The following is a 24,639-nucleotide window of genomic DNA, read 5'->3' as shown; positions in this document are numbered from 1 at the left end:
GTCAGTCCCGTCCGGCCGTTCCGGTGCCTGCGCCCGGTCCGGACTCCGAACGGTTCGTGGACTTCAGACGGTCCGTGGACTCCGGACGGTCCGTCGCTGCCGGGCGGGCGGCATCGGGTCCGGCCCCGCCCTCTTCGAGCATGGAGTTGTACCGGACGCGGCGGATCCGCTTGCTCATATCCCGGATGAGGAAGATGACGGCGACGACGATCACCACCGTGAAGATGAAGCCCAGGGTTCCCGGCGTCACGGACTCCGGGTCGAGACCCGGCCGAAGGTCATCCCCGGTTGAGGAAGCCACGGCGGCGGCCAGGTTGAGCGGGAGGTTCACTTTGCACCACTTTCAAATCCGGCGGCAGAAAGCCCGCCACCTTCCAATTCTACGTGGCCCGGGCTCAGCGCGGCTCCGGTATTCCGGCGAACAGGTCATCCTCCGGAAGGGTGGACCCGACGTGGGAGTGGATCAGCGAATAGTCCTCCCAGGGCCACACCTTGCGCTGCATGTCGGCGGAGACGGCGAAGAAGAACCCCTCGGGGTCGACCTGCGTGCGGTGCGACATCAGCGCCTTGTCCCGCAGCCCGAAGTAGTCGCCGGCGTCGATCTGCGTAGTGGTCGCGTGCGTGGGTGCCGGCGGCTGGTGCCCCTCGGCGTCGGCCTCGAGCCACTGGGCGATGCGCTCGGAGTAGGGCGACCGGATCCCCGCCTCCTCGAGGGCGAAGTGCAGGGCCCGGAAACGCTCGGGGTTGAAGGCGCGGTCGTAGTAGAGCTTGTCGACGCGCCAGGCCTCGCCGGTGCCGGGGTAGCGGGAGGGGTCCGCTGCCGCCTCGAAGGCTTCGACGGCGACCCGGTGGGCCATGATGTGGTCCGGGTGCGGATACCCGCCGTTCTCGTCATAGCTGAGGATCACGTGCGGGCGGAACTCACGCACGAGCCGGACCAGCGGCGCAGCGGCGCGTTCCAGCGGCTGCAGGGCGAAGCAGCCCGCCGGCAGGTCCGGCAGCGGGTCCCCCTCGGGCAGCCCCGAGTCGGCGAAGCCCAGCCATCGCTGCTTCACCGACAGGATCTCCGCGGCGCGGGCCATCTCCAGACGGCGCAGCCCGGCCAGGTCGCGGCGGGCGTGGGGGTCGCCTTCCATGGCCGCGTTCAGGATGGATCCGCGTTCGCCTCCCGTGCAGGTGGCAACGAGCACGTCGACGCCGGCGGCCGCGTACTTCGCCATGGTCGCCGCGCCCTTGCTCGACTCGTCGTCGGGGTGGGCATGGACCGCCAGGAGGCGGAATCCGGAACGGGACGCGGCGGGTTTATCCGTGCTGAACAAGGAGGCTCCTGGTGAGGGTCGGGTGGGGCACAAGTGCGGTCCGCGGCGCAGGCAAACCACCCCGCGGATCGACGGTAAAATACGGAGGTGAGCTCCGGAAATGCGCCTACCCCAAGAGTAGCCAATCGCTACGGTGCCCCCAAGCCGGCCCGGGCGGCCGGACGGCGCCGCTGGTGGGTCATCGGCGCCCTCGCCGCGGCCGTGATCGCCATTGGAATCTTCGCCTTTTCCACGGTGAGCCCGCGGGTTTCCTTCAAGGACGTCGGGTTCTCCTTCTCCTCCGACGAGCAGGCACGGGTTGACTTCGAGGTGACCAAGCCCACCGATGCCACCGCCCACTGCGCGGTGCAGGTGCTGAGCGAGAACTACGCCATCGTCGGGTGGAAGGTTGTGACCATCGGGCCCGGCCCCGCCTCCGAGGGTGCCGGCGGCCGCACGACGGCGCAGCAGGTCGAGCTGCGCACCGATTCCCCGGGCGTTTCCGGCGGCGTGGACAGCTGCTGGATCGCCGGAACGCGCGACTGACGGGTTTCCGCCCGTCGAAACTGCACGTCACCACGTTTCACCTTCCACGAAGCGTGGTCATCTGCGCACTCGGCGGGAGGGCCACCGCCGAAACTGCACGTCACCACGTTTCGCCCTCCCCAAAGCGTGGTGAGCTGCGCCCTCGGCGGGAAAGCCGCTCCCCCGAAATCGCCCCGGCGACGCAAGGGCGGCGGCAAAAAGAAGGGCGCTGGGTTTTTTCTTGGGTTATCTGGAAGTGCTGACTAGACTGGAGGCATACCACCCCGCCCCGACGGAGACCCCCGCGGTCACCCAGACGGCGGGGTTCTTGCTTGTGGTCGGCCTTTCGGTGCCGGCCGGCGGCAGAACATCAAGAGCCGGCCCGCCTCCGCGGATCCGGACATACCTAAGGAGATGCCCCGTGTCCACTAACAGCGCACCCGTTGCCTGGCTCACGCAGGAGTCCTACACGCGCCTCAAGGCCGAGCTGGAACACCTCTCCGGGCCCGGGCGCACAGAGATCGTGGCTCGCATCGAGCAGGCCCGCTCCGAGGGAGACCTCAAGGAGAACGGCGGCTACCACGCCGCCAAGGAGGAGCAGGGCAAGGCCGAGGCCCGCATCCGCCAGCTCACCGAGCTGCTGAACAACGCCCAGGTCGGCCAGGCGCCCGCCGACGACGGCGTGGTGGAGCCCGGCATGATGGTCGAGGCGAAGATCGCCGGCGACGTCGAGTCCTTCCTCCTGGGCAGCCGCGAGGTCGCCGGAGACACCGACATCGACGTCTACAGCGAGCGCTCGCCCCTCGGTGCCGCCATCCAGGGCAAGCAGGCCGGCGACATCGTCAGCTACACCGCGCCCAACGGCCGGAACATCACGGTGGAGATTCTCTCCGCCAAGCCCTACGCGGGCTAGCAGCACCCCGCCGCACCCGGCCAGGCCGGGCGGCGGCTCAGCGGCGCAGGACGCGGCCCGTTCCGGAAGGGACGGGCCGCTTCCGCAACAGGAACGCCGCGAGGATCCCGCCGAGGGCGCCGAACAGGTGCGCCTGCCACGAGACGTTCGAGCCGACCACCGGCAGGACCCCCCAGAGGATCGACCCGTACATCAGGAACAGCAGCACCGCCAGGAGGATCTGCCTCCAGTTGCGGTTGTAGAAGCCGCGGGCCACAAGGTACGTGAACAGGCCGAACACCACACCCGAGGCGCCGATGGTCAGCCCTCCGCCGGTGAGCCAGACGCCGAGCCCGCTGGCCAGCCAGCTGGTGCCCAGGGCCACCGCGAACCGCCGGAGGCCCTCGAGGAACGCGAGGAACCCGAGCACCACCAGCGGCAGCGTATTGCTCAGCAGGTGCCCGACGCCGCCGTGGAGCAGCGGGGCGAACAGGATCCCGTCAAGCCCCCGGACCCGGCGCGGTTCAATGGCGAGGACCGAGGTCAGCCCCCGCCCGGAGAACGTGTCGATGAGGTAGAGCGCCCACAGCACCGCGGCAAAGGCCAGGACGGTGGTGAGGCCGAGCTTCGCGCGCCGGGCCAGCATCTCAGCCCTGGATCACGACGGGCTGGAAACCCTCGGCCCGCAGGTTGCTCAGGACCTGTTCGCAGTGCTCATCACCCTTGGTCTCCATATTGATGGTGATGGCGACGTCGCCCATGCTGATGGAGCCGCCCACGCGGGTGTGGTCGACGCCGGTGACGTTGGCATCGGATTCGGCGATGATCCGCGAGATGGTGGCCAGCGAGCCGGGCCGGTCATCGAGCAGCATGCGGACCACGAGGTAGCGGCCGGCGGCGGCGAGGCCGCGCTGGATCACCTTGAGCATGAGCATGGGGTCGATGTTGCCCCCGGAGAGCACGACGGCGGTGTTGCCCGGCAGGGCGCCGTTCTCGGTGAGCTTGCCGTCAAGCAGCGCGGCGACCCCGACGGCGCCGGCCGGTTCGACGACCATCTTGGTGCGTTCGAGCAGGAAGATCAGGGCCCGCGCGAGGGAGTCCTCGCTGACGGTGACCACGTCGTCCACGAGCTCCCGGATGATGGAGAACGGCAGCTGCCCGGGCCGGCCCACGGCGATGCCGTCGGCGATGGTCGAGACCTTCGTCAAAGGCACGAGCGCGTCGGCGGCGAGCGAGGGCGGGTAGGCGGCGGCGTTTTCGGCCTGCACGCCGATGATGCGGATGTTGCGGCCGAGTTCGCGCGCCCGGGCCTTGACCGCCACCGCGACCCCGGCGAGGAGCCCGCCGCCGCCGACGCCCATCAGGATGGTGTCGACCTCGGGGCACTGCTCAAGGATTTCAAGGCCGATCGTTCCCTGCCCGGCGACGACGTCGACATTGTCGAAGGGGTGAACGAAGACCGCGCCGGTCTCGTCGGCGTACCGCTTGGCTTCGGCCAGGGCCTCGTCCACGTTGTGCCCGTGGAGGACCACCTCCGCGCCGTGTCCGCGGGTGGCGGCGAGCTTGGGCAGCGCCACCCCCAGCGGCATGAAGATGCGGGCCTGAATGCCCAGCCGGCTGGCCGCAACCGCCACGCCCTGGGCGTGGTTGCCGGCGGAGGCCGCGACCACACCACGGGCGCGTTCGGCCGGGGTGAGCTTCGCCATCCGGGTGTAGGCTCCGCGCACCTTGAAGGAGCCGGCCCGCTGGAGGTTCTCACACTTGAGCCAGACGTTGGCACCGATGAGTCGGCCCAGCGCCCGGGACTCCTCGATGGGGGTCCGCGCAATAACGCCGGCCAGCAGCTCCTGGGCGGCCTCGATGTCCCCGAGGGTGACCGGAAGCCGGGACATCTCCTCAAGGGTGTGGGTGGACGCGGCGCCGAGGGCGGTCTGCTCTGTCACAGGGTGTTCCTTTTCGGGGTTAGGTGAGCGGCAGCGGGCCCGGGGCCGGGTGCGACCCGCGCAGGGCAGGGTCGGTCTCCCAGGCCCGCCGCGCAATGTATTTCACGGAGGTGTTCAGCACGGCGAGCAGCGGCACGGAGAACAGGGCGCCGGGGATTCCCGCGACCAGGGTTCCGCCGGTCACGGCGAGCACCACCGCGAGGGGGTGCAGGGCGACCGCCGGTCCCATGACCATGGGCTGCAGGAAGTTTCCCTCGAGCTGCTGGACGATGAGCACGATCGCGAGCATGATCAGGGCGTTGACCCAGCCGTTGGCCACCAGGGCCAGCAGCACGGCGACGAACCCGGTGGCGAGGGCTCCGACGATGGGGATGAAGGAGCCGATGAAAACCAGCACCGCCAGCGGCAGCGCCAGGGGTACCCCGATGATGGCCGCACCGGCACCGATACAGACGGCGTCAACGAAGGCCACGAGAAGCTGGACCCTCACATAGCTGCCCATCGAGGTCCAGCCGCGCCGGCCCGCGCCATCGATCGCCGCCCGCGCGCGCACCGGCGCCAGGCCGACGATGAAGCGCCAGATCCGTCCGCCGTCGAGCAGGAAGAAGAACAGGGCGAACAGGGTCAGCAGCGAACCGGCAGCGAAGTGCCCGGCGCTCGACCCGAAGGACAGCGCCCCGCTGACGATGGTTCCACCGTTGTTCTGGAGGGCGTCCCCTGCCTCCTGCAGGAAGCCGACCACCTCGTCGGTGGTGAGGTTCAGCGGCCCGTCGGACAACCCAGCGAGGAGCTGCTCGATCCCGGCGCGGGTCTCCCCCCACAGGCTCGCGAAGCCCAGCGCCAGCTGCCGGCCGACGAGTGAGAGCGCTCCGACGACGAGGACCACCAGCCCGAGGACCGTCAGGGTGACCGCCAGCCCGGTGGGCACCTTGTGGCGAATCAGGAAGCTGGTCAGCGGCAGCAGCAGCGAGGCGAGCAGGCCCGCAATCATCAGCGGAATGACGATCAGCGAGATGTGGCTGAGCAGCCAGATCAGGACGCCGGCGACGACCAGGACAATGCCCACGCGCCAGGACCAGGCGGCGCCGACCCTCAGTGCGTAGGGAACATCGTCCTGGGGTGCGGGGCGTCCGCGCCGTGCAGGGGCTCCGCCGTCAGTGCCGCGGGGTGCGCGGGAGGACATTCCGGCGGGGTCGCCCGCCCCGGTGGGGGCGGTGGCGGGTGATGCAGCCGCGCCGTCAGCGGCGCCGGGGGTGGCGGCGGCGGGAACGGCGCGCGGGAGGGCCCGCTTGGGGAAACCTCCGGAGAGTCGCTGCATGAGCCAATCTTTCCACACAAGCCTGCGCCGCGAGTTATCCGAGGCGCGGGCGGATTCCCCACCGCGCGGCGAAGGTGGCCCCGGGCTCGAGCCACCTTAGGCCGTGGCCCGAGTTGAAGGCGTTGGCCGGCGCCGTCATCGGTTCGACGGCGACCGCGCGGTCGACGCCGGGGTAGGTCCTGCTGATGAACACATGGACGAACTCGAACTCCGGGTCGGCCCAGAGCGTCACCGACCGGCCGTCCGGCGCGGCGAGGGTGTGCTCGAAGCGTCCGTCGACGGTGGTGAGCCCGGTGAAGGCCGAATCGAACTCGATGTCGCCGACCCGTTTCCCGCCGCGCAGGTCCCGGTCGCCGGAGACCGACACGCGGGTCACCGGAATCGAGCGTTCGTCGGTGTCGAAGACGGTGTCGGCGTTCACGGTGAGGGTGAGGTCCTCGGTGGGCACCCCGGAGATCTTCAGGTAGGGGTGGGCGCCCAGGCCGAATGGCGCCCGGGCGTCGGAGTGGTTGGTCAGCGACTGCGTGACCTGCAGTCCCCCGCCGTTGAGCTCGTAGGACGCGGTGTGGGTCAGGTGGAACGGGTAGCCGTGCTGGGGGAAGATCTCGGCGGCCAGGACGACGGCGTCCTCGGCCACCGACTGGGCGTAGTAGCCGGTGTTGCGGAGCAGTCCGTGGCTGGCGTTGCCCTTGGACGGCTCAGTGATGTCGAGGCGCTGCTCGGCGCCGTCGAGCGTCCACACGCCGCGGTCGACGCGGTTGGCCCAGGGGGCGAGGAGAATCCCGGCGCCGCCGGCGGGAATCGAGTCATCGCCCCAGGTCTCGGTCAGCTGCACCCCGTCCACGGTGTAGGAGCGGAGGGCCGCCGCGAGGGAGGCGATCACCGCCGTGGAGCTGCCGGAGGTCAGGAGGTAGTTCGTGCCGGAGGCCGGCCGCCGCGGAGTGTCCATGGTCCGATGCTACCGCCGCCGGGATGAGCGCGCCCGCCCGGACGGAAGCACCGGGAGGGTGCGCTTTCCCCGGCCGCAACTTTCGGATATGTTTGTTTCTGTTCGATTTTGTTACCCACCATGTCGATCCAGCGCCGGAGCGGTTCCGGCACCTGTCTTCCCCACCGCTGCCAGGGAGGTGCGATGCTCGCTGCAGAGCGGCACGCCGCCATCCTCGCCGCCCTCGACGGCCGCCCGGTGGTGCGCGTCACCGAACTCGCCGGCAAGCTCGGGGTCTCCGAGATGACCGTGAGGCGCGATATCGACGCCCTCCAGGCCGCCGGTTCGGTCCACCGCATCCACGGCGGCGCGGCGCGGGCCGGGGTGTTGGCGGCGGCCGAGCCGGGCTTTCCCGCCAATGCGCGCCGCCAGGCGGCCCAGAAACGGGCCATCGCCCGGGCGGCGGCCCAGCTGGTGCTCCCGGGCATGACCATCTCGGTGACCGGCGGCACAACGACCGTCCAGCTCGTTGACCACCTGGCGCAGATCGAGGGACTCACCGTCGTCACCAACTCCCTGCCTGCCGCCGACCGGCTCCACCGGCTCACCGCCGGGGGCCGCGGGCCTGCCGTGCTGCTCACCGGCGGGGAACGTTCGCCCTCCGAGGCCCTCGTGGGCCCGCTGGCCACCGCCGCCATCCGCGCACTCAACGTCGACCTGTGCTTCATGGGCGTCCACGGCGTCGACGTCGACGCCGGCATCACCACCCCGAACCTCGCCGAGGCCGACACCAACCGGGCCTTCGCCGACGGCTGCGGGCACCTCGTGGTGCTTGCCGACTCGACCAAGTTCGGCGTCGTGAGCCTGGCCCGCATCACGGGCCTCGAGGAAACCTCCTGCCTGATCACCGATACCCTCCCTGCGGAGCCCGGCTTCGCACTGCACACCCTCGTCACCACCCCCGAGACCATCAAGGACGCAAGGAAAGCCCTCACATGACGCATATCATCCCCACCACGCTCTCGGACGGCCGCGAGCTCATCTACTTCGACGCCTCGGACGATTCGGCCCGGCTGCACGCCGATCCCGCCGCGACGGCCGACCGCCGCGGCCTCGACCCCCGCGGCACCGCGACCGGTGATGCCCGCTACGACGCGCTCAGCGGCGAGTGGGTCGCCGTGGCCGCGCACCGCCAGACCCGCACGCACCTCCCCCCGGCCGACCAGTGCCCGCTGTGCGCGTCGAGCGAGCGCTACCTCTCGGAGATCCCGGCCCCTGACTACGAGGTGGTGGTGTTCGAGAACCGCTTCGCCTCCTTCGGCCCGCAGCTCGGCTCGCTGCCGGATACCCCTGAATGGGGCACGACGACGACGGCCTTCGGCCGCTGCGAGGTCATCGCCTTCGACCCGGCACACGACGGCTCCTTCGCCTCCCTCTCCCCCGAGCGCGCCCGCACCGTCATTGACGCGTGGGCCCAGCGCACCGAGGCCCTCTCGGCGATGGAAGGCATCCGGCAGGTCTTCCCCTTCGAGAACCGCGGCGCCGAAATCGGCGTCACCCTGCTCCACCCGCACGGGCAGATCTACGCCTACCCCTTCATCCCGCCGCGTGCGGCGCAGCTCGGCGCGCAGGCAACCGCCTTCTACGAGGCCTCCGGTGGACGCGAGACGCTGATGGGCGCCGCTCTGAAGAAGGAGCGGGACTCCGGGGAACGGATGATCCTCGAGGGCAAGCACTTCAGCGCCTTCGTCCCGTTCGCCGCGCGCTGGCCGCTCGAGGTGCACCTCGTGCCGCACCGCCAGGTCCCCGACCTCGCGGCGCTGAACCCGGCCGAGCGCGATGACCTCACCGAGGTCTACCTGAACCTGCTGGGCAAGGTCGACGCCCTGTACTCGACCCCCACCCCGTACATCGCCGCCTGGCAGCAGGCACCCCTGGATGCGCTCATCCGCCCCGCCAGCTACCTCCACCTGCAGCTGACCTCGCCGCGCCGTGCGGAGGACAAGCTGAAGTTCCTCGCCGGTTCCGAAGCGGCCATGGGCGCGTTCATCAACGACACCACCCCCGAGCAGGTTGCCGACCGACTGCGCAACGCCGTGCCGGGAACCCCAGGAAAGGCAACCTCATGACTCTCTCCGCAGCAGAACTCGCGGCGGCGTTCACCGCCCGCTTCGGCACCGAGCCGGCCGGCGTCTGGTCGGCTCCGGGCCGGGTGAACCTGATCGGTGAGCACACCGACTACAACGACGGCTTCGTGCTTCCCTTCGCCATCGACCGCTCGACAACGGTTGCCGCCCGGCCCCGCACCGACAGCACCGTGCGAGTCGCCTCAACGTTCAGCGAGGGCGATGTCGTCACCGCCGACCTCAACGGGCTGGCCGCAGGCGACGTCGAGGGTTGGGCCGCCTACCCGGTGGGCGTCCTCTGGGCGCTCGGCCGGTCGGGCCACGCGGTCCCGGGCATGGACCTGCTCGTCGACTCCTCGGTGCCCGTCGGGGCCGGGCTCTCCTCCTCGGCAGCGCTTGAGTGCGCCGTCGCCGCGGCGGCCAATGACCTTGCCTCTGCGGGGCTCTCGCGTTCCCAGCTGGCCTCGATTGGGCGGCTGGCCGAGAACGAGATGGTCGGCGCGCCGACCGGCATCATGGACCAGACGGCCTCGCTGCTGGGCGAGGTGGGCCACGCCGTCTTCCTCGACTGCCGCCGCCTCGAGACGATGCTCGTGCCGCTCGACCTCGACGGCGCTGGGCTGACCCTGCTCGTGATGGACACCCGGGTGAGCCACTCCCACTCGACCGGCGGCTATGCCTCCCGCCGCGCATCCTGCGAGGAGGGCGCCCGGCAGATGGGTGTGCCCGCCCTGCGCGATCTCTCGGTGGGCGACCTGGGCAACGCCGCGGGGATCCTCGACGAGGAGACCTTCCGGCGGGTGCGCCACGTGGTGACCGAGAACGCCCGGGTGGAGGACGCCGTCGCCGTGCTCACCACCAAGGGCCCCGGCGCCCTGGGGCCGCTGCTGAACCAGAGCCACGCCTCGATGCGCGATGACTTTGAGATCAGCAGCCCCGAACTCGACCTCGCCGTCGACACCGCGGTCTCGGCCGGTGCCGTGGGCGCGCGCATGACCGGCGGCGGTTTCGGCGGCGCCGCGATCGCCCTCGTGCGCACCGAGGACGCCGACGCCGTTACCAAGGCGGTCACCGCCGCCTTCGCCGACGCAGGGTTCACGTCGCCGGTGATCTTCGGCGTTCTGCCCGACGCCGGGGCCCGCCGGGTGGCCTGAGCGCCGGCCGCTGACAGTCCGGGTGGTATCCGCGGATACCACCGGATCCACAAAGGAAGGGCCCACAGCTGATGCTGCGGGCCCTTCCTTTGTGGTTCTTTAGTCAGCGAGCGGTGCTGCGCCCGTGTTACTCGTCGCCGCGCAGGATCGCGATCAGGCGCAGGAACTCGACGTAGAGCCAGATCAGCGTGACCGTGAGGCCGAACGCGGCCGTCCAGGAGTAGCGCTGCGGGGCGCCGTGCTTGACCGCCTCGTCGATCTGGGTGAAGTCGATGATCAGCGAGAACGCCGCGAGGCCGATCGCGAAGATGCCGATGATGACGCCGAACGGAATGCCGGTGCCCAGGAATTCCTCGCTGCGCAGGCCCCACGGGTTGTCATTGAGGCCGAAGGCCATCAGGCCCAGGTTGATCAGCGAGAACGCCAGGTAGCTCAGCATGGCGATCATGAAGAACTTCATCGCCTTGGGTGTCGCACGCACCTTGCCGCTCTTGAACAGGGCCAGCGTCACGCCGAACACCGTCAGGGTGCCAAGAAGCGCCTGGATCGCGATACCGGGGAAGGATGCCTCGAGGAACATGGTGATTCCGCCGAGGAACATGCCCTCGAGCGCCGAGTAGGCGAGGATGAGAGCCGGGACCGGCTCGCGCTTGAAGGAGTTGACCAGGCCCAGGACGAGTCCGCCGATCAGGCCGACGACCATCAGGACCGGCGCGAGTCCCGGCACGAGGAATACCGGGATGGCCGCGCCTACGAGAACAACTGCGATCGAGAGGATCGTCTTGACGATGACGTCGTCGTAGGTCATCCGGCCGGTCTCGGCCGGTCCCGCCGCAGGGCGGTTGTACATGTGCTCCAGCTGCTGCTGGTTCAGGGCCGACTGACCCGCGAAGGTCGTCGTGCCGTAGGCCGCCGGGCTGGTGCCGCGGGCGGCAGAACGGAAGGTCTTTCCGTTGAAAACCGGATTTCCGCCGATTGCCATTTTGTGTAGTCCTCCAATTGGGGGCTGTAAGTGTTCCAACCCTACCCATATCAACGCTGTAAGTGGGCTTTTGTTCCCGCCCCGGGCCGCGTCCTCCGCGCCGTTGCGCGCAGTTGTTATCCAATCGCTACCTGCCCGGGGCCGATTGGTTCGGAACGGAAACAGCGCCCGAGTAACATAAACTCCACATTGAGTGACACCAGTCACACGCATGATCTCCTGCCCGTCCGGCAGGCGGCCCCCACAGTGGAGGTTCCTATCTTGATAACCCAACCGACGCCTGCACGGCTCGGGAAGATGATCGCTGCCCTTTTCAGCGTCCTTCTCGCCGTGCTTCTCAGCGCACCGTCAGCGCAGGCGTCCACCCAGCCGCCCGTAAGGGCGATGAATTCGGCAGTACCTGCAACTGTTCAGGCGGAAGAGTTCCAGGACCGCATCAGCGGCGTCCTCCGGGGCGTCGACGGCCCCATCGCCGACGTCACCATCACGGCCACCGGCAACGGCTTTGAAGGCGAAACCACCTCCGGCGAGAACGGCTTCTGGTCAATCGGTGTGCCGGAACAGGGCTCCTATGAGGTCGAGGTTGACGAAGACACCCTCCCCGAGGGAATCACCCTCGCCGAGGGCCAGGAGAACCCGCGCACGGTCACCTTCGCCGGAACCTCGAACGCCACGACCCTCTTCCTGTTCGGTGAGGGAATCGTCGCCCAGGGCGGAACCTTCTGGGACACCCTCGCCGAACGCGCCCTCGCGGGCTTCAGCTTCGGGCTGCTCCTCGCGCTGAGCGCCGTCGGACTCTCACTGATCTTCGGCACCACGGGCCTGACCAACTTCGCCCACGGCGAGATGGTCACCCTCGGGGCGGTCCTGACCTTCGGGTTCGCCGCGCTCGGACTCCCCGCACCGGTCGCCATCGTCCTGGCGGTGATCGGCGGCGGCGTGCTGGGCTACGTGCAGGACGCCGGGCTGTGGAAGCCGCTGCGGAACCGCGGCACCGGCCTCGTGCCCATGATGATCGTCAGCATCGGCCTGGCGCTGGCGCTGCGCTACATCATCCAGTTCAACTTCGGCGGGGCAACCACCCAGCTTCCCGGCTCCCAGGGCGAGATTCTCAACCTTGGGGCGCTCTCCATCTCGAGGAACAACCTGAACTCGCTCATCGTGAGCCTCGTTGTCATCCTGCTGGTGGCGTTCCTGCTGCTGAAGACCCGCATCGGGAAGGCGACCCGTGCGGTGGCCGACAATCCCGCGCTGGCGGCGGCGTCGGGCATCGACGTCGACCGGGTGATCCGGATCGTCTGGGTGATCGGCGGCATGCTCGCCGCCCTCGGCGGCATCCTGTGGGCCTACTACCGCCCGGGGGTCTCCTTCAACATGGGCCAGCAGATCCTGCTGCTGATCTTCGCCGGCGTTGTGCTCGGCGGCCTCGGCACGGTCTTCGGGGCGCTCATCGGCTCGATCATCGTGGGGCTGTTCGTCGAAATCTCAACGCTCTGGCTTGAGGCCGACCTGAAGTACGTCGGCGCTCTGCTCATCATGATTCTCGTGCTCCTCTTCCGGCCGCAGGGTATCCTCGGCCGCCGCGAGCGCATAGGTTAGGGGTTCCAATGGATTTCGGAAACATCCTTGTCAACGCCTTCGGCGAACTCATCAGCCCGACGACGGCGGCCTACGCGCTCGCCGCCCTCGGCCTCGCCGTCCACTTCGGCTACTCGGGCCTGCTGAACTTCGGGCAGGCGGGCTTCATGGCCGTTGGAGCCTACGGCTTCGCCATCTCCACGCTGACCTTCAATGCCCCCCTGCCGGTCGCGGTGCTCGTCGCAATGCTCGCGTCGGTGGTGTTCGCCATCGTGCTGGGCATCCCGACCCTGCGCCTGCGCACGGACTACCTGGCGATCGTCACCATCGCCGCCGCGGAGATCATCCGGTACGTGGTCACGACCAATGACCTCACCGAGGTCACCGGCTCGGCGAACGGGCTGGCGGCCTTCGAGGGCGGGTTCTACGCCCTCAACCCCTTCCCTGCGGGCACCTACAACATCGGCCCCCTGGCGATGAACGAGCGCAACTTCTGGATCCGGGTCGTGGGCTGGTCGGTCGTCATCCTCGCCTGCCTCACCGTGTGGCTGCTCATGCGCAGCCCCTGGGGACGCGTCCTCAAGGGCATCCGGGAGGACGAGAACGCCGTCCGCGCCCTCGGAAAGAACGTCTACGCCTACAAGATGCAGGCACTGGTGATCGGCGGCATCCTCGGATCGCTCGCGGGGATGGTGTTCACCCTCCCCCGCGGCGCCGTCCAACCCGCGAACTACGCCACCGAGCTGACGTTCTTCCTCTACACCTGCCTGCTGCTCGGAGGCATGGCCACCGTGCTGGGACCGGTGATCGGCGCCATGATGTTCTGGGTGGTCCTGTCGCTGACCCAGGGCATCCTGTACGGCGCGATCGAGTCGGGTGCCATCACCTTCCTCACCAACACCCAGGCCGGGCAGCTGCGCTACATCCTCGTCGGTATCGCCCTGATGCTGCTGATGGTCTTTAGGCCGCAGGGCGTGCTGGGCAATAAGAAGGAGCTGGCATTCGCATGAGCGAGAATTCCACCAACCACGTCCCGTCCGGCGGTGGCGCGCACCGCGCCACGCCGGCGGATTCGATGGCGGGGTCCGCCGTCGCCGCGGCCCCCGCGGGTGAGGACTACATGAACGACACCCGGCCCATCGCCACCGGCGAGGCCGCCCCGGGCTGCCGCAAGCGGGACCCCATCGTCGTCGCGAAGAACGTCACCCGCAGCTTCGGCGGCATCAACGCCGTCGACGTCGAATACCTCGAGATTCCGCGCAACAAGATCACCGCCCTGATCGGCCCCAACGGCGCCGGGAAGACGACGCTGTTCAACCTGCTGACCGGATTCGACAACCCCAACAGCGGGGACTGGGAGTTTGACGGCAAACCGCTCGCCAAGGTCCCGCCGTACAAGGTGGCCCGGATGGGCATGGTGCGCACCTTCCAGCTCACCAAGGTGATGGGCAAGCTCACGGTCATCGAGAACATGCGGCTCGGTGCGACCAAGCAGCCCGGCGAGAGCCTTGCCAAGGCGCTGTTCAAGGGCCTCTGGGGTGCCCGCGAGAAGGAGATCACCGCCCAGGCCGAGGTGCTGCTCGCGAAGTTCAAGCTCGACACCAAGCGGGACGACTACGCCGCCTCCCTCTCGGGCGGGCAGCGCAAGCTCCTGGAGATGGCACGGGCCCTCATGGTCAAGCCGCGCCTGGTGATGCTCGATGAGCCCATGGCCGGCGTGAACCCGGCCCTGACCCAGTCGCTGCTCGACCACATCAAGAACCTCAAGGCCGAAGGCATGACGGTGCTGTTCGTCGAGCACGACATGCACATGGTCCGCCACATCGCCGACTGGGTGGTGGTGATGGCCGAGGGGAAGGTCGTCGCCGAGGGGCCGCCCGACATCGTGATGAAGGACCAGGCCGTCATCGACGCCTACCTGGGCGCCCACCACGACGTCGACCTGGGCGACTCGACCGGCGTCGAGCGCCTCGAGGAGGAGCTCGCCCAGGACTCCGAGTCGGTCGTCGGCACCGAGGACGAGGGAATCCTCGGCCACTCAATCACCGAGGTCAGCGAACCCGGATCCACCCGCACCGGATCGACCGGCACTGAGGAGACAAAGCGATGAGCGAGTACGAAGGCGACTCCGTGGTGAAGGTCACCGACCTGGTGGCCGGGTACCTGCCCGGGGTCAACATCCTCAACGGGTGCAGCATCGAGGCCCGCCGGGGCGAACTGATCGGCATCATTGGACCGAACGGCGCCGGCAAGTCGACACTGCTCAAGGCGATGTTCGGCCTGGTGAAGATCCACTCCGGGCAGGTGATGGTCCGCGGCAAGGACCTCACCGGCCTCAAGGCGAACCGCCTGGTCAGCCAGGGCGTGGGCTTCGTACCGCAGAACAACAACGTCTTCTCGACGCTGACCATCGAGGAAAACCTGCAGATGGGCATGTACCAGCGGCCCAAGGACTTCAAGACGCGGTTCGATTTCGTCACCGGCCTCTTCCCGGAACTGGGCAAGCGGCGCGCCCAGCGGGCCGGCTCCCTCTCCGGCGGCGAGCGCCAGATGGTGGCCATGGGCCGGGCGCTGATGATGGAACCGGCGGTGCTGCTGCTCGATGAGCCCTCGGCGGGCCTGTCCCCCGTCAAGCAGGACGAGACGTTCCTGCGCGTCCACGAAATCAACCGGGCCGGCGTCTCGGTGATCATGGTCGAGCAGAACGCGCGGCGGTGCCTGCAGATCTGCGACCGTGCCTACGTGCTCGACCAGGGCAAGGACGCCTACACCGGCACCGGCCGCGAACTGATGAAGGACCCCAAGGTGATCCAGCTGTACCTGGGCACCCTGGCCGATACGGCCTGATCTACCTAGTACAGAACTGCTCAGTACAGGACTGCGGGCGGCACCGGAAACGGGCCGCCCGCAGTCTTTTAACTCTGTGGAAGGTCCTCCACCCTCTTCGATCGAAACCCCTTGACGCATACCCCCCAGGGGTATATGTTCGGTACGTCAGCATCACTCGGTCGGGTCAAGGAGCCTCCCATGCAGCATCGAACCCAGCACTCCCCCGAGGCGCACCAGCACTCCCCTGAGGCGCCCGCCTCTCCCCCGCGCCCCGGCGGGTCCCTGAAATCTCCGCCTGGTCGGCCCCATCCGCAGTCCGCACCCGCGGCGGCACACCACGCCCCGCCCATCGGTCATGCCGGTCATGCCGGTCATTCCGGTCAGGCCGGTCACGGAGACCACGAGGTCCATGCGTCGGGCCAGCACGCCGGCCACAGCACCGCCATGTTCCGCAGCAGGTTCTGGATCAGCCTCGCCCTCGCCGTCCCGGTCGTCGCCTTCAGCCCCATGTTCGCCATGATCCTGGGGTACGGCCTGCCGACCTTCCCGGGCGCGGCGCTGATCTCCCCGGTGCTCGGCACGGCCATCTTCATCTACGGCGGTACCCCCTTCCTCCGCGGCGGGTGGGGCGAGCTGAGGTCGCGGCGGCCCGGGATGATGCTGCTGATCGCCATGGCCATCACCGTGGCCTTCGCCGCCTCCTGGAGCACCACTTTGGGCCTTGGCGGGTTCGACCTGGACTTCTGGTGGGAACTCGCCCTGCTGATCGTCATCATGCTCCTGGGGCACTGGATGGAGATGCGCGCCCTCGGGTCGGCCGCCGGCGCCCTCGACGCCCTCGCCGCCCTGCTGCCAGACGAAGCCGATCGCGTCACCGCGGACGGGATCGAGACCGTCCCGGTGTCATCCCTGGCCCCCGGCGACGTCGTCCTGGTGCGGTCGGGGGCCCGGGTGCCCGCCGACGGCACGGTCACCGAGGGCGCGGCGGAGTTCGACGAATCGATGATCACCGGCGAATCGCGCACCGTGCTGCGCCGGAAGGGCGACCCCGTGACGGCGGGCACTGTGGCCACCGACAACGCCGTGCGCGTGGCGGTGACAGCGGTCGGCGGTGACACGGCGCTGGCGGGCATCCAGCGGCTCGTCGCCGACGCACAGGCCTCCTCCTCCCGGGCGCAGGCCCTTGCGGACCGCGCCGCCGCCCTGCTGTTCTACTTCGCCCTGGGCGCCGGCATCGTGACCTTCCTCGCTTGGCTGGCCCTCGGGAGCCCCGAGGACGCCGTCGTCCGCACGGTGACGGTGCTGGTCATCGCCTGCCCCCACGCCCTCGGCCTGGCCATCCCCCTGGTGATCGCGCTGTCGACCGAGCGGGCTGCCCGGGCCGGGGTGCTGATCAAGGACCGGCTGGCGCTGGAGCGGATGCGCACCATCGACGTCGTCCTCTTCGATAAGACCGGGACCCTCACCGAGGGCCGCCCGGAGGTCACCGGCGTGGCCGCAGTGCCCGGCATGAGCCACTCCCAGCTGCTGGCGCTTGCGGGGGCGGCCGAGGCCGACAGCGAGCATCCTGTGGCGCGGGCCGTGGCCCGGGCCGCCGCCGGGGACGCCGGGGCGACGGAGCTCGCCTATGCGGGGACCGGGTTCTCCTCGATGACTGGACGCGGGGTGCGGGCCACCGTGGCCGGCTCCGAGGTCCTTGTCGGCGGGCCGAACCTCCTGCGGGAGCTCTCCCTCGACATCCCGGCGGGCATCGCCGGGCCGGTGGCCCAGTGGACCTCTCGTGGGGCATCGGTGCTCACCGTGGTCCGCGACGGCAGCGTCATCGGGGCGCTCGCGCTCGAGGACCGGGTACGGGACGAGTCCCGGGCCGCGGTGAAGGCGCTGCAGGACCGCGGGGTCAAGGTCGCGATGATCACCGGCGACGCCCGGCAGGTCGCCGACGCGGTGGCCCGCGACCTGGGCGTGGACGAGGTCTTCGCCGAGGTCCTCCCACAGGACAAGGACGCGAAGGTCGCCGAACTCCAGGCGCGGGGATTGACGGTGGCGATGGTCGGCGACGGCGTCAACGACTCCCCCGCGCTGGCACGCGCGGAGGTCGGGATCGCGATCGGCGGCGGGACCGACGTCGCCATCGAGACCGCCGGAGTGGTGCTTGCCGGCAATGACCCGCGCGCGGTGCTCTCGATGATCGACCTGTCGCGGGCCAGCTACCGGAAGATGATCCAGAACCTCGTCTGGGCCGCGGGATACAACGTGGCCGCGGTGCCGCTGGCGGCCGGCGTGCTGGCATTCGCCGGGGTGCTGCTGTCGCCTGCGGCCGGAGCCGTGCTGATGAGCGTCTCGACGATCGTCGTGGCACTCAACGCCCAGCTGCTGCGCCGGCTCAATCTCGACCCGCGGCGCCTCGCGGGAACGCCCGGCTGAACGCCGTGAATACTCCGGGACCGAAGAGTCGGTCCACTCGAGAACCCAAAGGATGATGAATATGAAACGCTATTCGACCCTGACCGGCCTCGCCCTGGTCCTTGTCCTCGCCGGCTGTGGAGCCGGCCCGGAGGCCGGGCACGGCTCCGGCCATGACTCCGGGCAGGCGCCGCCGTCGGCGTCCAGCTCCCCGACCGTGTCGGCCGGGCTGTCCAACGCCGCCGACGTGGAGTTCGCCGCCGGAATGATCCCGCACCACGAGCAGGCAGTGGAGATGAGCGATTCGATGCTCACCAAGACCGGAATCGACCCGGAGATCACTGCGCTGGCCACCCGGATAAAGGCTGCCCAGGCGCCGGAGATCCGAACGATGAAGGCCTGGCTCGACGCGTGGGGGAAGCCCGACGCGGGCGGCGGCAGCGGATCCGGCCACGGTTCCGGACACGGCGGGGAGGCCGCCGGCGAGGGCAGCGGGATGATGAGCGGCGGACAGCTCGAGGAGCTCGCGGGTGCCGAGGGCGACGAAGCGTCACGGCTGTTCCTTGCCGGGATGATCGAACACCACAAGGGCGCCATCGACATGGCGGAACAGGAGTTGGAGGTGGGCGCCGATCCCGGCGCCAAGGACCTCGCCGCGTCGATAGTGCAAGCGCAGGAGTCCGAAATTAAGGAGATGGAAGCCCTGCTGGCGGGCCTTTAGACTGCCGGGGACCGTCTCGACCGCAGGGCCCGGACGGTTTTCCACGGCGGACGGGGAAGGACGCAATGAACGGAGTTCACGGGAGCGCAGAACCAGGGCGCCCGCAAGTGACGGGCACGGCGCCGAGGATGACAGAACCGAGGGGCACACTACCGGCCCGGCTGGTCGGCAGGGGGTTCATGGAAGTGTTCCGGGCGCTGAAGGTTCTCCGGCCTTCCCGCCCCATCCATCCCGGCGGGGTGCGCCTGACGGGATACCTCGCCGTCGACGGCGGCGCCTCAAGCGGCATCCCGTGGCTCGACACCGCGGGCAGCACCCCGGTCGAGGCGCGGCTCTCGCGGTCGGTGGGCCTGCCGGGTCCCCTGCCGGACATCATCGGCCTCGCGGTGAGGATTCCCTCGGGCGACGCGCACGCCGATCTGCTGCTGTCCTCGACGGGAAGTTCACCGCTGGGCCGGTTCCTGCTGGTCCCCCGGCTGAACATCGCCCGCTCCCCGCTGACCACCATGATGCCGTACCGGGGAGCACGCGGGCCGGTCCTGCTGGCCGCGCGGACCACCGGACAGCCGACCGCCCCCGGCCGGCTTCCGGCGTCGCTGCCGGCCTTCCGGCGCAGGCTCAAGGGACACGCCTGGTCGATGGAGCTGTCCTTTGCCCGTCCGCTGGGGCCCTGGATTCCGTTTGGAACCCTCACGCTCACGGTTGACCCTGACCAGGGTCAGGAGGACCTGCGGTTCGACCCGGTCCGCAATCCCCTGCCCACGGCGTCGACCTATGAGTGGGCCGCGCAGCTGCGCCGTGGCTCCTACGCCGTCGCCCGTTCCCCCCGGCACAACGAAACCGCCGAACGCACCCGATAACGACCCACGCGCCACTTAACGACAAACGCACCCGATCTATCGGGTGCGTTTGTCGTTAAGTGGTCCCCGGACGGGCCCGGACAGGCGGAAGGCCCCGCCCTGGTGGACGGGGCCTTCCGGTGCAGCGGATGTGCTGACCCGAGATCCTGAGGTTAGAGCTTGCCAACCTCGGAACGGCTCGGCTGCGGCACGTTGTTCTCGTCGTACTGGTAGATGCCGATGGCGGCTTCGGTGGGATCACCGTTCTCGTCGAAGGAGACCGGGCCGGAGATGCCGTCGTAGTCGATGTCTTCACCGTCGCGCAGCAGGGTCACGCAGCCGGCGAAGTCGAAGCACTTCTCGCCGTCCTTGGAGACGGCCTCGAGCTCTCCGGCGATGGCGGTTCCGTCGGTGCTGCCTGCAGCCTCGGCTGCCAGCGACATCAGGTTGACGGCGTCGTAGCTTTCACCGGCGTAGCTCCAGCTGGTCAGCTTGGGGTCGATCTCAAGCAGCGCCTTCTGGAATTCATCTCCGGTGAAGGGACCGGGGATGGTGCCCTGGGCGCCCTCGAGGGTGCCCGGCTCCAGGTCCTTGCTGTAGTCGGTGGTGTTGCCGTCGACCATGAACATGCTCGAGGGGTCGATGCCCTTGCCGGTGAGCAGCGGAACGATGCTCTTGGCCTGGTCGAAGGTGATGATGACGATGGCATCGGGCTTGGCCGCGACCACCGCATCGACCTGGCTGCTGAACTGCGAGTCGCCTTCGTTGAACAGTTCGGCGGCAACGACCTTGCCACCGGCTCCTTCGACGGTCTCGGTGATGTTGGCCTGAAGGCCGGTGCCGTAGGCGTCGTTGAGGACGATCATGCCGACGGTCTGGGCGCCGCAGGACATGATGTAGTTGCCGAGCGTGCGTCCCTGCAGGACGTCCGACGGTGCGGTGCGCCAGTACAGGCCCTTGTCGTCCCAGTCGGTGAACTCCGGGGAGGTGTTCGCCGGGGAGAACTGCACGACGCCGGCACCCGTGATCTGGTTGATGACGGTCTTGGAGACGCCGGACGAAGCGGCGCCGATGATGGCGCTGACATCCTGGGACAGGAGTTCGGTGACCGACTGGGTGGCGATGTCGGTGGTGGTGTCGCCCGAGTCGCGGTGGACCACCGAGATGTCCTTGCCGAGGACGCCGCCTGCTTCGTTGACTTCCTTGACCGCGAGGTTCACACCCGCGATTTCCGGCGGGCCGAGGAACGCGAGGGCCCCGGTGGTCGGCAGGATGGATCCGAACTTCAGGGGTGTATCGGTGACGGTCTTCGCCTCGGGGACAGCCGAGGGGTCGCCCTTCTCGCCGGCTTCCGCAGCCTCGCCGCCTTCGCTGGGCGGGCAGGACAGCGCGCCCGCGGTCTCGGCGGACGCCGAGGCGCCGGGCTCGGCGCCGTCCTCGTTTGTTGTGGATCCGCCGCCGCCGCCGCCACAGCCCGAGGCAAAGAGTGCAATACCCAGGCTGAGGGCTGCGATCTTCGCTGCGCGCGGAGCATTCTCCCCGATGCCGGACCGCATCGGGTTGCGTGTTACAGTCATCAATTTTTCTCCTCGACCGAAAGGCATCGTCAGCCTTCGCTGCACTCACCAGGTGTTCCTGGTATGTAGAAAAGCTAATGCAAAAATGGGTCGAACATAAGGGAATCCGGTTACATCCTTGTAACGCTCGTCACACCGAGGGTCCAGCGGGGTTGACACTGGGGCGGTGGGGCGATGATCGGGCGGCGGATCGTCCGGTCAACGCGTCGAGGTGCGGGGCTGACTTGCTGCGTATGGTGGGAGCCGGTTGGGAGCCCACGGCGGCGGTCGGGCCGGCCCGCGGGGGCCCCGGCAGCCGGGAGGAAGTGCTCAGGTTACAGGCCAACGGGCCCGGTGGTACCCCAGGTCGGACTCGAACCGACACTGAACAGATTTTAAGTCTGGTGCCTCTGCCATTGGGCTACTGGGGCGGGATGCTCCGCAGGTCAAGAATATCGCGCCGGGACACCCGCGCCCGCTCCAGGGTTTGGCGGGCGCGGCAGGGCACCGGATGGACCCCGGGTGGAGGGCATCACCGGTTAAGCGGCGACGGCGGGCCCCCGCGTCTGCGGGAACCCACCGTCGTCTCCGGCGGACCGGTTGAATCAGGCGTTCGAGGCGGCCTTGCCGCTCGCCTTTCCGGCCGGAGCCGGAGGTGCCGACTGAAGGGCGGTGTCCTTCTTCGGCGGCGGAGTGGCCGCGTTGCGGAACTGCCGGCGCGGGGTCTGCAGGTCCGCGATTGGGGCGAGGTCCCTGCCGAAGATGAAGCTCATCGACCAGTTGGAGATGACCCGGGCCTTGCGCTCGAACATCGGCATGGCCATGCCGTGGTACCCGCGGTGCGCCAGCCAGGCCGGGAAGCCACGCATCCCGAAGCCCATGATGTTGGCGACACCCTTGAAGGTACCGAAGCCCGCGACGGCACCCAGGTTGGTGTGCTTGTACTCCTGGACGCGGCCCACGCCGTAGTTCTGGGCGTAGATGTTCTTGGCGAGGCGCTTCGCCTGGCGGACCGCGTGCTGGGCGTTGGGGACGCAGAATCCGCCCACGCCGCCGCCGCTGAGGTCGGGCACGGCCGCGACGTCGCCGGCGGTCCAGGCATGCTGGAGGGGTCCGTCGTCGCCGGTGATGCGCAGCTCGGCGTTCGCCCGCAGGCGGCCGCGGTCATCGACCGGGAAGTCGGTGGAGCGGACGACCGGGTTGGCCTGCACGCCGGCGGTCCAGATGAGGGTGTCGGTGGCGAACTCGTCGGCCGGGGTCTTGTCCGGCATGTTGATCAGCTTCAGGTTGCCCTCGACGGCGCTGGCGAGCGAGGTGTTGAGCAGGACCTGGATGCCGCGCGAGCGCAGGTGCTCGACGACCCAGACGGCCTGCTGCTCGGTGACCTCGGGCATGACGCGCGGCATGGCCTCGATCAGGACGAAGCGGACGTCGGAGCGCTTGAGGCGGGCGTTCTTCTTCACCGCATCGCGGGCCATGTCCTCCATCTCGGTGATGGCTTCGATGCCGGCGAACCCGCCGCCGACGACGACGAAGGTCAGCATGCGGTCCCGGGCCGGGCCGGCGGGCATCAGCGACCCGGTCTCGATGCGCTCGAGGATCTGGTTGCGCAGCGCGACGGCCTCTTCGATCGTCTTCAGGCCGATGCCCTGGTCCTTCAGCCCCTCGATGGGAAAGGTGCGGGTGATCGCGCCGGCGGCCATGACGATGTCGGTGTAGCCGAGCGTGAACGGCTCACCCTCGCCTGCGGGCTCGATCGTGGCGGTGCGCGCGGCGTGGTCGACCGATGTGACCCGGCCGCTGATGAGCTCGGTCTGGGGCAGGTGCACACGGTGCGAGACGATGGCGTGGCGCGCCTCGATGCTTCCGGCGGCCACCTCGGGGAGGAACGGCTGGTACGTCATGTAGGGAAGGGGGTCGACCAGGGTGACGATGCCACCGTGGGACTTCACCTTCTTCTGCAGATTGCGGGCCACATAGAGGCCGACGTAGCCGCCTCCGACGACGAGGATGCGCGGACGATCAGAGAACAGTGAGTTCGATGCCATGGCTCGATAGTACCGGACTTTGTGAAAGTCTTCACTAACTGTGAGGAACCTCTACCCGCTCAGCCGCGCGGGCTGCCCTGGCCGGTTTCAGCGGGGCGGTCGGTCCGCTGCGGGACGTCGAAGGCACCGGTGTCCGGCTCCTCCCGCGGGGGCGCCAGGCGCTCGGTGCGCCGGACCCGCAGGACGTGGACGGTTCCGGCCACCAGGAGCAGGACGAACAGGCCGGAGAAGCCCAGGACCACCACCGGGGGCAGCACCGTCGAGGATCCGGCCCCTTCGTGGGCCTGCGGGACCAGGGCGGCCGGGATATCGGGGGCGGCCGTGTTCTCGGCCGGAGCCGGAGGTGCCGCCTCCGCGGGCGGCTTCCCCCGCCGGTACACCTGGATCCACTGCTCGATGCTGCCGAGCTGGTTGGCCTCGGAGACCTCGACCCCGGGGCCGACGGCGGCGGCGACGTCAAGGATGCCGTGCCCGTAGATGGTGTCGAAGCCCGGCGCGCCGGCGTCGCGGGCCGTGCCGACAATGCGGTTGATGACCTGCGCGGCGCTCAGCTCCGGGTACTTGGAGCGGATCAGCGCCGCCACCCCGGAGACGAGCGGCGCGGCACCCGAGGTTCCCGACCATTCGGCGTAGAACGCCCCGGGCAGCCCGCCGACGAGGTTCTCCGACGGCGCCGCGACGGCGATGCTGATGCCCTCGGACGAGGATTCCCTGCTCGCCACCCCGCTGCGGTCCAGCCCAGCGACCGACAGGACGCCGGGGATGGTGGCGGGGGCGCCGACCTGGGTGAGCCCGCCGGCCCGGTTGCCCGCGGCGGCCACGATGACGACGTCGCGCTTCTCGGCGTAGAGGAACGCCTCGTCCCAGCTCTCGGGCCAGGTGGTCGAGGTGCTCCCGAGCGACATGTTGATGACCTTGGCCCCGTTGTCCACCGCCCAGCGCACGGCATTGGGGATCTGCTCGTCCGTGCCGACCCCCGCCGGGTTGGGGCCGCTGTTGGGCCCCTCGATCCACACCGACACGGCGAGCAGGTCAGCCTTCGGGGCCACCCCGACGATGCCGTCGGGGCCCTGGCCGTAAGCTTCGAGCGGGGACGGCGCGGCCCCTTCGGTGGGACGCGGCCCATGCCCCCTGCCAGCGAGGAGGGTCGACACGAGGGTCCCGTGCTCGGGGACCTCGCCGATGCCCTGCTGGCCGTCCCCGCGTCCGGCGCCCGAGGCGTCGATCCCGGCGGTGACGGCGCCGCGCAGGTCGGGGTGGGAGCTGTCGACGCCGCTGTCGATCACCGCGACCTTGACCCCTTCGCCCTGCGTTGACTTCCAGGCCTCGGTCACCCCGTAGTCCTGCAGCCAGTACTGCTTGTCCCGGACGTGGTCGGCCCGGGCCGGGGCAGCAGTGCACAGCAGCATCGCCGCGGCGAGGACCGCCGCGGCGGCTCGGGAGGCTCGGCGGCGGGCCGCCCGGGTGGGTGAAGGGGTGCTGGAGGGCGAAAAGGTCAA

General features: G+C 69.4%; 22 protein-coding genes and 1 tRNA gene. 12 read left to right on the top strand and 11 right to left on the bottom strand.

The genetic code is table 11. From position 1 onward, the window contains the following. Position 1 precedes the first annotated feature (1 nt). Together I6N91_RS01380 and mca are read right to left on the bottom strand one after the other, a co-directional pair. Positions 2-331, bottom strand: a complete 330-nt coding sequence (locus tag I6N91_RS01380) for a hypothetical protein (RefSeq protein ID WP_198810113.1) — start codon at positions 329-331, stop codon at positions 2-4. Between the two features lie 64 nt (positions 332-395). Beyond that, a complete protein-coding gene (gene mca, locus I6N91_RS01375; RefSeq protein WP_198810112.1) occupies positions 396-1,319 on the bottom strand; it encodes a mycothiol conjugate amidase Mca in 924 nt (307 codons plus the stop codon). An 87-nt stretch (positions 1,320-1,406) separates the two neighbouring features. On the opposite strand from mca, the gene I6N91_RS01370 reads away from it, so the two are divergent. Together I6N91_RS01370 and greA are read left to right on the top strand one after the other, a co-directional pair. Then, positions 1,407-1,844: a DUF4307 domain-containing protein gene (locus I6N91_RS01370; protein WP_307843191.1), complete on the top strand. Its 438-nt coding sequence runs from the start codon at positions 1,407-1,409 to the stop codon at positions 1,842-1,844. A gap of 400 nt (positions 1,845-2,244) precedes the next feature. Then, on the top strand, positions 2,245-2,736 hold the full coding sequence (gene greA, locus I6N91_RS01365) for a transcription elongation factor GreA (RefSeq protein ID WP_198810111.1): 492 nt from the start codon (positions 2,245-2,247) through the stop codon (positions 2,734-2,736). Positions 2,737-2,773: 37 nt separating this feature from the next. On the opposite strand, the gene I6N91_RS01360 is transcribed toward greA, so the two are convergent. The 4 genes from I6N91_RS01360 to I6N91_RS01345 all read right to left on the bottom strand — a co-directional run bounded on the left by I6N91_RS01360 (position 2,774) and on the right by I6N91_RS01345 (position 6,925). After that, positions 2,774-3,361: a rhomboid family intramembrane serine protease gene (locus I6N91_RS01360; protein WP_120166983.1), complete on the bottom strand. Its 588-nt coding sequence runs from the start codon at positions 3,359-3,361 to the stop codon at positions 2,774-2,776. Between the two features lies 1 nt (position 3,362). Beyond that, entirely contained in the window at positions 3,363-4,607 is a 1,245-nt protein-coding gene (ilvA, locus tag I6N91_RS01355; RefSeq protein WP_120167336.1) for a threonine ammonia-lyase, read from the bottom strand. Positions 4,608-4,677: 70 nt separating this feature from the next. Next, positions 4,678-5,841 carry an AI-2E family transporter gene (locus I6N91_RS01350; RefSeq protein WP_198810204.1) on the bottom strand — a complete coding sequence of 388 codons (1,164 nt, stop codon included), beginning with the start codon at positions 5,839-5,841 and terminating at the stop codon, positions 4,678-4,680. A 169-nt stretch (positions 5,842-6,010) separates the two neighbouring features. Continuing rightward, entirely contained in the window at positions 6,011-6,925 is a 915-nt protein-coding gene (locus I6N91_RS01345) for an aldose 1-epimerase family protein (protein ID WP_198810110.1), read from the bottom strand. A 183-nt stretch (positions 6,926-7,108) separates the two neighbouring features. Here I6N91_RS01345 and I6N91_RS01340 point away from each other — a divergent pair, with 183 nt between their 5' ends. The 3 genes from I6N91_RS01340 to galK are packed head-to-tail and all read left to right on the top strand — an operon-like array spanning position 7,109 to position 10,184. Then, on the top strand, positions 7,109-7,903 hold the full coding sequence (locus tag I6N91_RS01340; protein ID WP_198810109.1) for a DeoR/GlpR family DNA-binding transcription regulator: 795 nt from the start codon (positions 7,109-7,111) through the stop codon (positions 7,901-7,903). Then, complete coding sequence (gene galT / locus I6N91_RS01335) at positions 7,900-9,033, top strand: galactose-1-phosphate uridylyltransferase (RefSeq protein WP_198810108.1); 1,134 nt, start codon at positions 7,900-7,902, stop codon at positions 9,031-9,033. Before I6N91_RS01340 ends, galT begins: the two co-directional genes overlap by 4 nt. Next, positions 9,030-10,184 (top strand): galactokinase, encoded by a 1,155-nt coding sequence (gene galK / locus I6N91_RS01330; protein WP_198810107.1) that lies wholly within the window; start codon positions 9,030-9,032, stop codon positions 10,182-10,184. Before galT ends, galK begins: the two co-directional genes overlap by 4 nt. A gap of 127 nt (positions 10,185-10,311) precedes the next feature. On the opposite strand, the gene I6N91_RS01325 is transcribed toward galK, so the two are convergent. Continuing rightward, complete coding sequence (locus I6N91_RS01325; protein ID WP_198810106.1) at positions 10,312-11,166, bottom strand: Bax inhibitor-1/YccA family protein; 855 nt, start codon at positions 11,164-11,166, stop codon at positions 10,312-10,314. Between the two features lie 297 nt (positions 11,167-11,463). Between I6N91_RS01325 and I6N91_RS01320 the strand changes: the two genes are divergently transcribed. The 7 genes from I6N91_RS01320 to I6N91_RS01290 all read left to right on the top strand — a co-directional run bounded on the left by I6N91_RS01320 (position 11,464) and on the right by I6N91_RS01290 (position 19,557). Beyond that, a complete protein-coding gene (locus I6N91_RS01320; RefSeq protein WP_198810105.1) occupies positions 11,464-12,765 on the top strand; it encodes a branched-chain amino acid ABC transporter permease in 1,302 nt (433 codons plus the stop codon). Positions 12,766-12,773: 8 nt separating this feature from the next. Then, positions 12,774-13,754 (top strand): branched-chain amino acid ABC transporter permease, encoded by a 981-nt coding sequence (locus I6N91_RS01315; protein ID WP_198810104.1) that lies wholly within the window; start codon positions 12,774-12,776, stop codon positions 13,752-13,754. Between the two features lie 65 nt (positions 13,755-13,819). Then, on the top strand, positions 13,820-14,854 hold the full coding sequence (locus I6N91_RS01310; RefSeq protein ID WP_307843198.1) for an ABC transporter ATP-binding protein: 1,035 nt from the start codon (positions 13,820-13,822) through the stop codon (positions 14,852-14,854). Then, entirely contained in the window at positions 14,851-15,591 is a 741-nt protein-coding gene (locus I6N91_RS01305; RefSeq protein ID WP_198810103.1) for an ABC transporter ATP-binding protein, read from the top strand. The genes I6N91_RS01310 and I6N91_RS01305 overlap by 4 nt, the downstream gene beginning before the upstream one ends. A 180-nt stretch (positions 15,592-15,771) precedes the next feature. Then, positions 15,772-17,997 carry a copper-translocating P-type ATPase gene (locus I6N91_RS01300; RefSeq protein ID WP_198810102.1) on the top strand — a complete coding sequence of 742 codons (2,226 nt, stop codon included), beginning with the start codon at positions 15,772-15,774 and terminating at the stop codon, positions 17,995-17,997. A gap of 61 nt (positions 17,998-18,058) precedes the next feature. Then, positions 18,059-18,697 carry a DUF305 domain-containing protein gene (locus I6N91_RS01295; protein ID WP_198810101.1) on the top strand — a complete coding sequence of 213 codons (639 nt, stop codon included), beginning with the start codon at positions 18,059-18,061 and terminating at the stop codon, positions 18,695-18,697. A 179-nt stretch (positions 18,698-18,876) separates the two neighbouring features. Beyond that, the gene (locus tag I6N91_RS01290) at positions 18,877-19,557 is read left to right on the top strand and encodes a hypothetical protein (RefSeq protein WP_198810202.1); all 681 of its coding nucleotides are present in this window, start codon (positions 18,877-18,879) and stop codon (positions 19,555-19,557) included. 152 nt (positions 19,558-19,709) lie between these two features. Here I6N91_RS01290 and I6N91_RS01285 read toward each other — a convergent pair whose 3' ends face one another. The 4 genes from I6N91_RS01285 to I6N91_RS01270 all read right to left on the bottom strand — a co-directional run bounded on the left by I6N91_RS01285 (position 19,710) and on the right by I6N91_RS01270 (position 24,639). Beyond that, entirely contained in the window at positions 19,710-21,113 is a 1,404-nt protein-coding gene (locus tag I6N91_RS01285; protein ID WP_198810100.1) for an ABC transporter substrate-binding protein, read from the bottom strand. Between the two features lie 334 nt (positions 21,114-21,447). Beyond that, positions 21,448-21,523: transfer RNA gene (locus I6N91_RS01280), tRNA-Leu, on the bottom strand. Positions 21,524-21,697: 174 nt separating this feature from the next. Continuing rightward, positions 21,698-23,140, bottom strand: coding sequence for an NAD(P)/FAD-dependent oxidoreductase (locus I6N91_RS01275; RefSeq protein WP_198810099.1), 1,443 nt, complete (start codon positions 23,138-23,140; stop codon positions 21,698-21,700). Between the two features lie 59 nt (positions 23,141-23,199). Beyond that, entirely contained in the window at positions 23,200-24,639 is a 1,440-nt protein-coding gene (locus tag I6N91_RS01270; RefSeq protein WP_374058884.1) for a S8 family serine peptidase, read from the bottom strand.

Origin of the sequence: Arthrobacter sp. MSA 4-2 (assembly GCF_016405885.1) — a bacterium.
In the GTDB taxonomy this organism is placed as follows: Bacteria; Actinomycetota; Actinomycetes; order Actinomycetales; family Micrococcaceae; genus Arthrobacter_D.
This window is presented reverse-complemented; position numbering and strand designations above follow the sequence as displayed.